Origin of the sequence: Zunongwangia atlantica 22II14-10F7, assembly GCF_002094855.1 — a bacterium.
In the GTDB taxonomy this organism is placed as follows: Bacteria; Bacteroidota; Bacteroidia; order Flavobacteriales; family Flavobacteriaceae; genus Zunongwangia; species Zunongwangia atlantica.
The window spans coordinates 138519-153236 of sequence record NZ_ARYN01000011.1 but is presented as its reverse complement, the minus strand read 5'-3'; the positions used below and the strand labels follow the sequence as shown (position 1 = coordinate 153236).

Here is a 14718-nt window from a genome sequence, read left to right as displayed (position 1 = left end):
AAAGGCAAACTATGATGCATTTTTTTGAAAATCGTTTTTATATCGAGGTATCCCAATAGCTACCAGAAGTCTAGGATTAAATTTTGATTATCTAGTAAAAAGATTAAGATTAGGAAATCCCTTCTTATTAATAGACAAAAAGTTTAAAAAAGAAACATTCACAAACATTCTTAAAGTTAAAATTCTAATATCAAACGTTTTAGATATCTATTTTCATAAAATACACTTTAATTATTACCAATATTAATTTTAATATGTTCAATGTTTTAATTTTCTTTGCCACGGTGATTTAACTGTTTCTTAACGTTACTTTTGATTGAACTAAAAAATAAGGATCAACTAGATATAGTCTTTAAAACCTACTATAAAGCACTTGTAAATTATGCAGGTAATTATAGTATTGATTTGGATGAGAGAGAAGATATCGTACAGGACATATTTGTATACCTGTGGAAGCAAAAAATGGAATTTCCTAACCACACTGCCCTAAAAGCTTATCTCTATACTACTGTTAGAAACAAATGCCTAAATGTGATAAAACACAATAAGGTTAAAAAAGACTTCGAGATTTCGCAGAATATTGATACTGAAGATGACAACCTTTTCCAGAAACAGGTTTTGGAAGAAGAAATTACCAGGCAGTTGTACCAAATAATTAATACGTTAAAAGGTAGAAAACGTGAAATTATTCTACTGAGCTTGAAAGGAATGAAAGGACCTGAAATTGCGAAAAAATTAAAGATCGAAGCACAAACGGTTCGGGCCATTAAAGCACAGGCTTACAAGATTATTAAAGAAAAAATTAAGGATTTAGGCTATTTCCTTAACCTTTTAATAACCTACAAATAAGACCTTTACAAAATTATTATAAAAAAATCTTAATTTTTTATACTACACTTTAAATTTTGGGTTGTTTTAACAATAAACCCAAATTAAATGAATGATATCTTTCTTTTATCTAAGATTTTCATCAAGAAAAGATTAAATCTTTTAACAAAAGAAGATAAAAGGCTTTTGTCGAATTTAAAAAAAGAATATAGTTTTTATAAAAGTCTAAAAACAAAGACTTTATTAAAGCGTACTAAAAATTATTCTTTAATAGATTCGAATGCAGCCTGGCAAAAGGTTTCAGAAAAAATAGACCAAAAACCTACAATCTTAGCATTTATCCCACGTAAAAACTGGGTGATGTATGCGGCAGCTTCAATCACGATCTTATTTATTGCCAGTTTATTTGTTTTTCAGCAGGTAGATTTTAATCAAACTCCGCAAGTAAGCACATCGCAGCCTGTTATTCCTAAAGGTTCTAGTAAAGCAGTGTTAATCCTGAATAATGGAGAAGAAGTAATCTTAAATCCTGAAGCTGGTTATACTTCTGCAAACAGTACAAGCAACGGCGAAGATATTGTATATACTGCAGGCGGTGCAAAAGATAACGAGCCTACCAAATTTAATACACTTGCCGTACCAAGAGGCGGGCAATTTCATATAAAACTTTCAGATGGTTCTGAGGTTTGGTTAAACTCAGATTCCAAAATAAAATATCCTGTTCAATTCAGCAAAGATAAAACTCGTGAAGTCGAACTACTTTATGGGGAAGCTTATCTGGCCGTTAGCCCAAGCGAAGAAAATAATGGAAATGGATTTCATGTAAAAACAAACCAGCAAACAGTACAGGTCTTAGGAACCGAATTTAATATTAAGGCTTATCGCGAAGAACCGGTTATTGCTACAACGCTTGTAGAAGGTAAAATAAACCTGAACTTAGCCGGTGATACTTTTTTATTAGCACCTTCAGAACAACTAAGCTTTAATAAAACCACAAAAGAAACGCAGCTTAATACCATTAATGTTTACGATGCGATTTCCTGGAAAAAAGGCGTCTTTAGTTTTAAAGGAGATGAATTAAAACACATTATGACAATAATCTCCAGATGGTACGATGTAGATGTAGTTTTCGAAAATAAAGAACTTGAAAATATACGATTTACAGGTGCTTTTAGTAAAGAGCAAAACTTAGAACAACTATTACAAATAATTAAGGAAACAAATTTTATAAATGCCTATGAGATAAAAGAAAGACAGATAACTATTAAATAAGAACACAAAAAAGAAAAAGGGAAAGGTCTTCACCTCCTACAGTATACAGACCCTACCCCTCTATTCTTAGAATTAATTAAAAACTAATCCTAATTCATTAACAAATTTATGGAAATTAATTTAAAAAGTACCTTACCCTTAAGGGTTAAGGCCCTACTACTTTTGCTTATGAGAACATTTATTATTTTATTTTGTTCTACTGTATTTAGTTTTAATACGGGAAGCTTATTCTCTCAGAACTCCAAAATTCAGATTTTAGAAAATAATGCTTTTTCTATTGACGAAATTTTTACCCTTATTAAAGAACAAACAGATTATAACTTTATCTACCAGGAAGACATCTTTAAAGATCAGCCTAAGGTGGCATTAAAAAAAGGAACGATTCAGGTAGGACAACTTTTAGAAAAAAGTTTAAAGCCTAATTTTTCGTTTTCATTTTCTAAAGAAACCCAAACAATTTCTATTAGAAAAAATGAGGATAAAACTTTACAATCTCAGCTTATACAAGGGATTGTGACAGACGAAAATAAAGTACCGTTACTTGGTGTAAGTGTATACATTAAAAACACAGGTAGAGGTATTATGACAGATGAAGATGGAAGGTATAAAATCTTTGCCAGTGAAGGTGAGATTATGGTTTTCCAGTATTTGGGGTATAAAACACAGGAAATTGAAGTAACAGATAAAGCTGAAATTAGTGTATCTCTTAAGTTAGATCTTAACTCGCTTGAAGAAGTTACTGTAGTTTCTACAGGTTACCAAAAATTGAAAAAGTCTTCGGCAACTGGTGCTTACGAGCTAATTACCGCAAGAGACATTCAGGAAAATCCTTCAATTAACATTATGGAGCGTTTGGACGGTACTGTACCAGGGGTTCGATTTGATGTTGCTAATAACAGTATTTCTATTCGAGGAACAAATACATTTTATGGAGATAGCTCTCCTTTAGTGGTTATCGATGGTTTCCCGGCGATCGACCAAAACCTGGCAAATGCTCCAGGAACTGCGCTTTCAGGAACTTCTGGTGATACAAATAATTCTATCCTTAGTACTTTTAATATGAATGATATTGAAAGTATTTCTTTCTTAAAAGATGCCGCGGCTGCTTCTATTTGGGGTTCTAGAGCTGCAAACGGAGTAATTGTTATTGAAACAAAAAAAGGGAGTAAAAGATCGAAACCTATTTTCAATTTATCTGCGATTACAAGTGTTTCTGCTGCTTCAGATCTAACTGAATTAAACGCTATGAACAGCAGCCAGTATATCGATTTGGAACAGGAACTTTTTGATAAAAACTTCTTAACAGATCCTTTTTCACATTGGAGATACCCAAATGGTAGTGAAGCTACTAATGCCATGTTCTTAGCTCAAAATGGATCGATTACCGAGGCTGAAAGAGATGCTAGATTAGAGCAGTTAAGAAATCAAAGTAATATTGGGCAAATTAACGACCATTTATTACGCTCTCAGGTAACCAACCAATATAACCTTTCTGTAAGCGGAGGTGGTGATAGAGGTTCTTATTTTGTTTCAGGAAACTATTCTAAAGATACTCCGGTTTTTAGAGGTAACGAATCTGAGCAATACTCGGTTACAGCAAACGTAAGATCTGATATTTTAAATGATAAGGTAACTTTTGATTTAGGAGTTAACCACACCTATTCCAAAAGAACGGTAAATAATGCTGCTTTACAGGCTTTAAGCCCAGGACAATTTGGTTTAAGACCTTACGATCTTTTGTTAGATGAAAATGGAAATCACATAAATAGAGCTATTTCTTTTACTCCAGATATAACAGACGATTATGAAAATCAGGGGTATTTACCTTGGAGATATAATGCAATAGATGAATTGAGTTTATCTAATACCGGTTATAACAAAGGTGCTACACGAGTAAATTCTAAAATCAATGCAAAATTAACCTCTTGGGCTAATTTAGCTATATCTGGAATTTGGCAACGTACAACAAACGAAAAATTAGACTACAATGATGTAGATAGTTACTATGTTCGTGATCTTATTAATATAGGAACTACGGTAAATACCGCTAACGGTCAACTTATATACGGTGTGCCAATGGGTGGTGTTATGCAATTAGGAAATACCGTAAGTGAAGATTACTCTTTTAGAGCTCAGCTAGATATTAACAAAGACTGGAAAGACATTCACCACTTCGATATAATTGCTGGTACAGAACTTAGAGAATCTAAAGCTGAAGGTTACAATCATACAAGATATGGTTACGACAAAGATGCTTCTACCACAGCTACTGTAAACCCTACAACACCTTACCAAACCATTTATGGTTATGGAATGACTTTAGGAAATACAGATGGCGCTTTATTTAAATCCAGAAGAAGATATCTTTCTTACTATAGTAACGCCAATTACTCGCTTTTAAGCAAGTATACACTATCTGGTAGTATTCGTTATGACGATGCTAATATCGTTGGAGTTTCAAGAAGAGATCGTGCCATCCCATTATGGTCTGCCGGTGCAAAATGGAATGCTAAAAACGAAAACTTTTTAATTGAAAAAGATTGGCTTAGCAGCCTAAATTTAAGATTAACTTATGGTTCTGGAGGTAGCGTTCCTACAAACGCAAGTTCGGTTTCTACCATTACTTTAGGAGGATCTGATTACTTAAGCGGTTTACCATACGCATATATCGGTACGCCAGGGAACCAGGAACTAGGTTGGGAAACTACTAAAACATTAAATGCAGGTTTAGACATAGGATTTTTTAATCAGCGTATTGGTCTTAACGTAGATGTTTACAAAAAATGGTCTGAAGGTATTTTAGTAAATGTACCATACAACAGTACTTATGGTTGGACTTCGCTTTATTACAACACAGGAAACCTAGAAAGTAAAGGTTACGAAGTAAACCTTAATGTTTATCCTGTTCGTAATGAAGATTGGACATTGCAAAACAGCTTCAATATTTCTTACAATACTAACGAAGTTACAGATAATCGATTCCCAAATAATACCAACTCTCCAAATATGGGATCTACCAGAATTATCACTGGATATCCTGTAGATAACTTATTTGTATATCGTTGGGCTGGTTTAGATGAAACAGGACAATCTCAAATTTACACAAGAGATGGTGAAATTATCGCTCCTTCACAAAGTGCAATGGATCTTGAGCCTGAAGATTTAAAATATGCCGGTCGTACAACGCCACAATATTTTGGAGGTTTTATTAATTCATTACGCTACAAGAACCTAAAATTAACTACAAGAATAACTTACGAATTTGGTCATAAAGTTTTAAAGAATGATATACAAACTTCATTCTACCCAACAAGTAGTTATTTCTCAGGTTTCATAGGAACCAGTAAAACTTTGGTTAATAGATGGCAAAATCCTGGAGACGAAAAGACTACTAACGTTCCTGGAATTGTTGGTAGTAGTTATAACAGTATACAACGTTACGCAAATTCAGATTTAAATGTAATTAGCGGAGATAACATTAGGCTTAACCAAATTTCGCTTAGTTATACACTGCCTAACAGCATTGTTTCTAAGACTAACTTTTTAAGATCGATGTCTTTATCACTATCGGCTAACAATTTAGGGCCAATTTGGGTTAGAAATGACGAAGGAATCGATCCGCAATATGTTTTTGCAGGAACTTATAATTCCTTAGCTCCTTCAGAAAATTATTCTCTAACTGTTAACCTTTCTTTTTAATTATAGAAGATCATGAGAAAAAGCATAATATATATCTTATTCGTATTTATTTCACTCCTCAATATTGGATGCCAGGATTATGTTGAAATAGATCAACCAATGCAAAGAACACTAACGTATACTAGCGATTATCAATACTTATTAAACTATGTGTACCGTTTTGAAAGATCTTATTTTTATCCTGAATTAGCTTCAGATGATATCGATATAACAGATGAAACATTTGCAAATAATCTTATGGAGCAAAATGCCAATGCATATATCTGGACTGAAAATATTTTTGGAGATGCTGAAGATACAGATTGGAATGCGCTTTACCAACAAATCTATACCGCTAACGAGGTGATCACTGGCGTTATGGAGAGTGAAGGTGGTACAGAAGCTGAAAAAGAAGAAGCTTTAGCACAGGCAAAAGTACACCGTGCATTTGCCTATTTCTCTTTAGTAAACGTATATGCAAAACAATATGATGCCACTACGGCAAGTACAGATTTAGGTGTTCCGCTTTTATTAACGCCTAATTTATTTGCTTCATTAGAAAGAGCTAGTGTTGCGCGTGTGTACGAGCAGATTATAACAGATCTAGAAGAAGCAATTGAATTTCTTCCAGAAACCCAAACCAATGCTTTTTTACCTTCAAGCACAGGAACTATTGCTTTGCTGGCAAGAGTACAATTACAAATTGGTAATTATAATAATGCACTTAGCCTTGCTGAAGAAGTTTTATCAAGACAAAGCAGTGTAAATAACCTGGAAAATTATATCGAAACGCCTACTTCTTATCCTGGTAGATACGAAGATCAGGAAATTATCCTAATCAAAACTTTAGGTAATAGTGTTTTGGATTTTCCTTTAAGTCAGGAATTAATCGATCTTTTTGACGAAAACGACCTAAGATACGAGTTATTTACAGCACCGGGTACTAATTATTCCTGGAGTCCTTTTGAAGGCAGAGGATACTGGAAACCGAGATTAAGATCTCAGGGAATTCACATTGGCCCATCTGTCCCAGAAATGATGCTTATAAGAGCAGAATGTCTTGCCAGAACCAATAATCCTGATGAAGCGATAAGCGTTCTTAACACCCTAAGAAGTTACCGTTTTAGAGCAGAAGATTATCAGGAATTAGAGAATGTTAGCAATGTTCTTCAGGAAGTTCTTGATGAAAGAAGAAGAGAAACTTTTGGTACAGGCTTAAGATGGTTAGATCTAAAACGTCTTAACAAAGAACCTGAATTTGCAAAAACCATTACTAGAGAATTTAGAGGCGAAACTTACACTTTAGAGCCAAATAGTAATGAATATGTTTTTCAGATAAATCCTATCTACATTCAGAGAAATCCTGAAATTGAAAGTAACCCAAGATAAATTCAGAAAAAGAAAAATAAATGATTAATTTAAAAAAGCTATTGATTGCCGGCATCCTTGTTGGCAGTCAGGGCTTAGTTTTTGCTCAGCAAGATAAAAACGAAGAAAAGAATAAAACCGAACAAAAAGATTCTACTTCGAATGCTAAAAAAGAGGAAAAATTTAAGCTAAAAAAATACGAGGATGTTATAAAGCCAGAAATGATTAAATACAATGGTTTTATTACAACTTATACAGATACTACAGATTTTAAATATTTCATGGAAATTCCACAAGATGTTTTTAATAAAGACATTCTTGTAGTTAACCGTATCGCTAAAGCATCAACAGACATGAGAAATGGATCTTTTGGTCTTGTTGGTGATAAAATTGGGGAAGCTGTTTATAAGTTTGAGGAAGGACCAAGAAAAAAATTATTCCTTAGACGTATTTCCTTTACAGAATATGCTAAAGATAGTACCCAAACCCTGTATGATGGTATTAAATTAAATAATGTACAGGCCATTGCTGAAGCTTTTCCTATAGAAGCTTATAATACAGATTCTACCGCTGTAATTATCGATGTTACTAAATTTTTAGATAGCGATAATGACATTCTTTATTTCGCCAATCAAAAAATGAAAGATAGATCTGGGGTTGCAGGCCAGCAAAACGAGAAAAGTTTTGTGAAGTATATGCGATCTTATGATAATAATTTAGAAATAAGAGCGGTTAAAACTTACGCAAAAGGACAAAACCCTACAGCACCAAATTACACCTTAGAGTTAAACTCATCATTTATCTTATTGCCAGAAAAACCAATGCAACCAAGATTGGTAGATGAGCGTGTTGGGTATTTTAGTGTTGGCCATAGGGACTTTAATACTAATCCGCAAAGCGTTACTGCAAAAATGATGGTAAAACGCTGGCGATTAGAACCAAAACCTGAAGATGAAGAGAAATATCTAAGAGGTGAATTGGTAGAACCACAAAAACCAATCGTATTTTATATCGATCCTGCAACTCCAAAGAAATGGGTTCCTTATTTAATTCAGGGGGTTAATGATTGGCAAAAAGCTTTTGAAAAAGCAGGCTTTAAAAACGCTATTTTCGGTAAAGAAGCTCCAACGGCAGAAGAAGATAGTACGTGGAGTTTAGAAAATGCTAATTATTCGGCTATCATATACAGGCCTTCTGAAATTGCTAACGCAATGGGGCCAAGTATTTCTGATCCACGAAGCGGAGAGATTATAGAAAGTCATGTCTTCTGGTTTCATAACGTAATGAAAGTGCTTAAAGAATGGTATATGATTCAGGCTGGAGCTATCGATCCAAGAGCCAGAAAACCAGAATTAGATGATGAGCTAATGGGAGAACTTATTCGTTTTGTTTCCTCTCACGAAATTGGCCATGCCATAGGTTTATTACACAATTTTGGTGCTAGCTCTACTGTTCCTGTAGAAAAGCTTAGAGATAAAGAATGGGTAGAAAAAAATGGACACACTCCATCTATTATGGATTATGCCCGGTTTAATTATGTAGCCCAACCAGAAGATAATATTGGTACTGCAGGCATCTATCCAAGAATTAACGATTACGATAACTGGGCAATTACCTGGGGATATCGTTGGCGCCCTGAGTTTAAAAACGAATTTGAGGAACAAAAAGCCTTAACTAAAATCGTTACAGATAGCCTGGCTGCAAATCACAGATTATGGTTTGGATCTGAGGCTGAGCCTTTTGATCCTAGAAGCCAAAATGAAGATTTAGGTGACGATGCTGTTCTTGCCGGTACTTATGGTATCAAAAATTTAAAGAGAATTGTACCGCAAATAATTGATTGGAACAGTGTAGACTATAAAGGCTACAACGAGGTAAAAGATGTTTTTGGTGGTGTTTTTGCCCAGTATAACAGATATCTAGGACATGCCTTAAAAAATATTGGTGGTGTTTATCACGATGTTCATTTAGCATCAGATGATTCTCCTGTTTACCATCCGGTAGAAAAAGAAAAACAGCAAAGAGCTATTCAGTTTATTTCAGATCAATTATTTGATACACCTAATTGGTTAAATGAAAAATCGATTTTCAACAAACTAGACTTTTCTTTTGGAATAGAATTAAGTAGTATTCAGAAAATGAATATCGAAAGATTAATCGCAAGAATAAAAATGAGTAACCTTCTAAATGCTCAATATGAGTACGAGGAAGAAGCTTATACCCTTCAAAATTTGTTCGACGATTTAAACCAGATGATCTTTAGGGAATTGCACGAAAAAGAAAGTGTCGATTTTTATCGAAGAAACCTTCAGAAGATTTATGTAAACAGGCTTATACAGCAAGTTACGCGAGAAGAACAACCAAATTTGATTATTGGTAACTTTCAATACAACACTACAAATTCAGATATACAAACACTTATCCTGAATGAGTTGAGAAAGCAAAAAGAGATGTTCGAAAAATTAAGCAAAAGCTCCAGGTTAGATGATCCCACAAGAACTCATTTATCTGAGCTTGCTAAACGCATAAAAAAACAACTTGATTTAGATAGTTAAGTTTGATTTTAGCTTAGTAGAAACTCGGGGGCCAAAAGCTCTCGAGTTTTTTGCTTTAAGACAAATCAGGATTCAATCTTAAAAAATTAAATCTATTTTTATAGAAAATCGACTCTATAAAAACACCACTTTTCCCTGCAGTTTTATACTGAAAACAAAAACCTGAAAAGGAATTTTAAGCAGCAATCGCCCATATTTTAATCTGTACTTATTTCCTAAAATTAACTGCTCTTTTCCGAAAACTATAATCTTTAAAGCATCTCTTGTTTTCATCTTTGCACCAGTAATAATTTAATTAATTATCAGAAGTACGATGAAACCAAAAATTAAACATTTAAGCAATACTATATTGCTTTTATTAGTTTCTATAGCCCTTTTTTCAAGCTGTAGCAATAACAAAGTAGCACAATTAGAATCTAAAGTACAACAATTAGAAAAACAGCTAAAGGTTTATAAAGACGATGAAGCCATAAACCAGGAACGTCTTAAAGCTTTTGATTCTTTAGATTTCGAATTTTATAGCGATCAAAAATGGGAAAACTTTAGCCATAGCCACGCCAGTGATATCGTTGTTTATAATGCAGATGGTAGTATTAGCAAAGGCTTATACCCAAACCATATCGACGATCTTAAACCTATGTTTGTTTTTGCGCCAGATACCAAAATCGAAAAGCACCCGGTAAAGTTTGGAAAAGGGGAATATACAGCCGTCATAGGTGAATTACAAGGTACTTTTACAGAGCCTATGCCAATTGGAAATGGACAAAACATCCCTCCTACCGGCAAAAAATTTAAACTTAGAATGGCTACTATTGGTCACTGGGAAAATGGAAAAATGACAGAAGAATATCTTTTCTATGATAATTTGGATTTTATGAAGCAAATTGGCCTTGCTGAATAAGCCTAAAAAATAAATTAGCTTCTTTTAAGAAAAGGCACGGGAAATTTCCGGTGCCTTTTTACTTGATAATCGAGATGAAAAGATCCGACGTTTGCCTAGAAATAAAGAAGGTTTTCAAACAACTACCTTATGGGCTTGCCTATAGATAGTTTACATTTATTGAATCACTATCCCTTCTTATTTTATACGGAAAAGTTAGTGTTGATTTTAGATAAAATCAGGATCTTTTTTTACTATATTTATCACGTGTTTTAGATCATTACGTCCCAATAATGGCCTTAAAAACAACCTAATCTTAATCAGATATAATGAAAAAAATATTTTTAAGCCTGTTTTTAGCACTATGCTTTTTTACCAGCTGTAGTGATGATGATGATGATAATAATGAAGAAACAATAGACACAAATTTACCTGAAGAACTAAATTTTATCGGACTTATTTCCAGCTGTAGTGATTTTAATGTTTACCAGGTTTTAGATATCGAACATCCTAATGTGGTTTTAAGCATCAATGGTTCTTCCAGAGAGCGTTTAAATCTTACTGAAGAATTTCAGACTTTTGAATTACCCGATCTTGAAATCGAAATGGCTATTGGCGTATGGGATCAATCCATGATGGGATATAACTGTAATGATACAGATTCTAGAGATGTAGCCTTACTAAGAAATTGGCAAGCTGTTTCTGGAACTATAAGTATTTCTGCCATAGTTACAGCACAACAGGGAAATACAACTTATTACACAATAGACTTATTGCTAGAAAATGTAGTATTCCAGAATGAAATAAACGAGGAGCAAAGAACCATAGATCGTTTACTTATCGAAGATCGAGAAGTTGGCTGGTTCCCTGGTTAATTTTCGGTAGGAATATTTTATTTTCAAAAGTTGTAATCAATTTAACCGAAACAAAAATTGGTAGCACCATCAGACATTGAATACAAAAAGACGAAACTCATTAAGCAAGGAAAAAAGCGTATTGCTGAAAAATTTGAAAACCTTGCCAAATGGATTTCAGATAAATATGAAGTGAATGTTCTTGATATTCAAGAAGAGTTTATGAAACATAATGGCAAAGTGGAAATTGCTGTTCATTTAGAAACTCATCAAGAAGTAATGGAATTTAAAAATGGAAATGATCGGTGGTCTGACTTTGACATTACAAAACAGAATGAAATTGCGGAAAAATATATCCAAAATGGCAAATTGCTAAAAATACCTGCTAGCGGAATTTGGGGAAAGCTTGTTAAAAGAAATCCCGAAGTAAATGAGATATTTGTTTCGTATTCTGCATTTGAACCAATAGCCAGAGATGAAGTTAATGAACTTATACCTGACAGTAAAATTGAGAAATTATATAAGGATTTAAAACTTCCTGAAATATGGACAATTTCTCGTTCCCAAGGAAGTGCAACTTTGTTCGTTTTTAAAGACGAACAAAAGGATAAAATCAAAAATTCAACTGAATTTAAGCTGATTGAAGAGAAATATTTCGACCTGTTAAAAGAGTACGATGAATTCAATTATTGGAAAAGAAAAAACTTTGGAATCGAAATAGACTCAAAGCAAAATTTTGATGATAATTATAAGAGTAATTGGTATTATTATTATAAATAAAAAACTGCTTACAACAATCCTTCTAATAAATTGCTTCGGAAAATCCTGAATATCAATATTCGTCATTTCCGAAAACATTTATTTTAACTAAATTAGCCTCATATTAATAATAAAATTAAGCCTTAAACTGCCCCAAAACTCTATAGGCTTGTATTAAAATATGAGTTCTAAAAAATCTAAAACGATTATTCGGGTAGTTTTGGCTATCGGCACAATTACTTCTCTTTTTTTTGTTCCGTGGATCATTTTAAAAGCCTCGTTAATGCCTTTACCAGATACAGTACAGGAACAGGTAAATCGGGCTACAGGTCTTGGCTTTGATGGTATTATTGTGTATGTAGATAAGAAAGGTAATGAACCTGAATTCTATGCGGCAGGATATAAAAATAAGGAAGAGAAAATTCCGGCAGATCCACATTCCATTTTTAAAATAGCAAGTGTAAGTAAACTTTATCATGCTGTTGCGATTGCGAAATTAGTACGAGAAGACCAGCTTTCTTTAGATAAAAGTCTTGCTGATTATTTACCAGAATTAAAGGAAAGGATCGAAAATGCTGAAACAATTACACTGCGAATGATGGTACAACATCGCAGTGGGATTCCCAATTTTACCGATACATATATGTACTGGGCAGCACCAAAAGAAACCGCTGAAGAAAATTTGGCTTTGGTATTAGACCAGCCTGCTAATTTTGCACCAGGTACAGATTACGAATATTCAAACACCAATTATCTGCTTATCGACAGGATCATTCAGCGTGTTTTAGGTTACGATACTTTCGATTATATTCAGGCAAAAATCCTAGATCCACTTCAGCTTAAAAATACTTATGCGTCCATTCAAGATGTAGACATAGATGATGTAATGAGTGGCTATTATGTAGGCTACGAAGGCGATCTTAAATACGATAATATCGATGTGATGCTGGCTACAGCAGAAGATTTGGGAAAATTTATTAGAGCACTAAATGATGGCTCTGTTTTTAAAGATGAAAAAGAACAAGAGATTTATTCTTCGATTTACCGCTATGAGCATACGGGTTTGATTCCAGGATATCAAAGCATTGCCAAATATCATAAAGATATCGACACGGTCGTTATTCAGTTTACCAATACCGTAGATTTTGAAGGTTATAACTGGAGCCTGCACGAAATCATCTATAACCGCATCATTAAAATATTGAAGAAGAATAATTCCTGATCGCTTATACTTTTATGGTAATATTTGAGTTTCTATAAATGTTTTATATTTCATAAATTATTGCTTTTTCAATCCAATACCAATGCTATGATTAAACATTTACCTTTCAGAATTTTTGTATACAGTATTTTTATATCATTGGTTTTCGCCTGTAAAAATGATGCGAAAATTGTACAAAATGAATATGAAATAGCTTCAGATACGATCAATTTTCAATGGCAAAAATTAAAACAGGGTGGCTTTACCATTAATCACGGCGCAATTCTTATTCCGGTGAAATTAGAAGGAATAGACAAGACTTTTAAAATGCAGTTGGATCTTGGTATCGATCATAATGTGATCTACGGCGATACTTTAAGGGCGATTACTTCGGCTTATCCGGCCTTACAAAATAATATTCAGCATAGAGAAGGTTACGATGTTTTTTATAACCAAATCCATTTTGGAAATCAGCAACCAATCGCTCAGGATAGCTTAATGGTTCAGAAGAATTTTGGAAAATCTGAAAACTTAAAAGATTTTGATATCATTGGGACATTGGGAGCTAACGAGATCAAAAACAAAATTTTACTTATAGATTTTAAATCTCAGCAATTAGTGATTACTGAGAAATTAGAAGATTGGGAAGCAGATTCTTTTAGTTATACGCCACTACGATTTAAAAATAATCAGCTGTATTTAGATCTAATTGCGAATGGAAGTAAAAATGCCGTGGTTTATAACACTCAGGCCAGCATGTTCCCTTTGGCTACAATCGATGCCGACTTATTTAAAAGTATTACCGAAGAAAATAATACAGAAATAAAGAAATTGAAATCTTGGGGCGAAGAAATTAGTTTTACCGGAAGTAATATTATTACCAAAATTAGAATTGCAGATGTTAACCTGCCGATTAATAATAAAAAAGCCTTTTTTACTGAAGCTGAAAAAGTTAGTAAAACCCTGAAATCTGAAAACCTAAAAGCGGTGATTGGCAGCGATCTTTTTATGAATAATACCATTGTGATCGATTTGGTAAATAACCGATTTGGGATTAAGTAAACTGGTTATCAGGTTTGGGCATTAATGCTTAAAAAGTGCTGCAATAATTGACTTAAATACTTTACAATATTAGAGTTATCATCAGATTCTGTTTTTATTTTTGAGTTAAAAACAACTCTATTTCAGTTATTTATCAAATCTTTAGTTATTGAAAATTTAGCTTAAAGGAGTTTATTTTAAATATCACTTATCACTATATTTACAAACATTAATTTTTCATTAAAATGAATTTAGATCCTTGTAAGATCGGAGGTTTTAATA

Annotated in this window: 11 protein-coding genes; 10 read left to right on the top strand and 1 reads right to left on the bottom strand. The window is 33.3% G+C overall.

The features are described 5' to 3' along the window. The first annotated feature begins 312 nt into the window (after positions 1-312). The 5 genes from IIF7_RS13160 to IIF7_RS13140 all read left to right on the top strand — a co-directional run bounded on the left by IIF7_RS13160 (position 313) and on the right by IIF7_RS13140 (position 9701). Positions 313-849 carry a sigma-70 family RNA polymerase sigma factor gene (locus IIF7_RS13160; RefSeq protein WP_084842152.1) on the top strand — a complete coding sequence of 179 codons (537 nt, stop codon included), beginning with the start codon at positions 313-315 and terminating at the stop codon, positions 847-849. A gap of 87 nt (positions 850-936) precedes the next feature. After that, entirely contained in the window at positions 937-2100 is a 1164-nt protein-coding gene (locus IIF7_RS13155) for a FecR family protein (protein ID WP_084842151.1), read from the top strand. Positions 2101-2268: 168 nt separating this feature from the next. Continuing rightward, positions 2269-5799: a SusC/RagA family TonB-linked outer membrane protein gene (locus IIF7_RS13150; protein ID WP_176218957.1), complete on the top strand. Its 3531-nt coding sequence runs from the start codon at positions 2269-2271 to the stop codon at positions 5797-5799. A 12-nt stretch (positions 5800-5811) separates the two neighbouring features. Continuing rightward, on the top strand, positions 5812-7167 hold the full coding sequence (locus tag IIF7_RS13145; protein WP_084842149.1) for a RagB/SusD family nutrient uptake outer membrane protein: 1356 nt from the start codon (positions 5812-5814) through the stop codon (positions 7165-7167). A 20-nt stretch (positions 7168-7187) separates the two neighbouring features. Then, positions 7188-9701, top strand: coding sequence for a zinc-dependent metalloprotease (locus tag IIF7_RS13140; protein WP_084842148.1), 2514 nt, complete (start codon positions 7188-7190; stop codon positions 9699-9701). A 114-nt stretch (positions 9702-9815) separates the two neighbouring features. Here IIF7_RS13140 and IIF7_RS20855 read toward each other — a convergent pair whose 3' ends face one another. Further along, entirely contained in the window at positions 9816-9974 is a 159-nt protein-coding gene (locus IIF7_RS20855; RefSeq protein ID WP_176218956.1) for a hypothetical protein, read from the bottom strand. A 40-nt stretch (positions 9975-10014) separates the two neighbouring features. Between IIF7_RS20855 and IIF7_RS13135 the strand changes: the two genes are divergently transcribed. The 5 genes from IIF7_RS13135 to IIF7_RS13115 all read left to right on the top strand — a co-directional run bounded on the left by IIF7_RS13135 (position 10015) and on the right by IIF7_RS13115 (position 14457). Further along, positions 10015-10602 (top strand): ester cyclase, encoded by a 588-nt coding sequence (locus IIF7_RS13135; RefSeq protein WP_245801634.1) that lies wholly within the window; start codon positions 10015-10017, stop codon positions 10600-10602. 308 nt (positions 10603-10910) lie between these two features. Beyond that, positions 10911-11456, top strand: coding sequence for a hypothetical protein (locus tag IIF7_RS13130; protein WP_084842147.1), 546 nt, complete (start codon positions 10911-10913; stop codon positions 11454-11456). Positions 11457-11513: 57 nt separating this feature from the next. Then, entirely contained in the window at positions 11514-12215 is a 702-nt protein-coding gene (locus tag IIF7_RS13125; protein WP_084842146.1) for a hypothetical protein, read from the top strand. 160 nt (positions 12216-12375) lie between these two features. Continuing rightward, positions 12376-13416: a serine hydrolase domain-containing protein gene (locus IIF7_RS13120; protein WP_084842145.1), complete on the top strand. Its 1041-nt coding sequence runs from the start codon at positions 12376-12378 to the stop codon at positions 13414-13416. An 87-nt stretch (positions 13417-13503) separates the two neighbouring features. Continuing rightward, positions 13504-14457, top strand: coding sequence for a hypothetical protein (locus tag IIF7_RS13115; RefSeq protein WP_084842144.1), 954 nt, complete (start codon positions 13504-13506; stop codon positions 14455-14457). Positions 14458-14718: the final 261 nt, after the last annotated feature.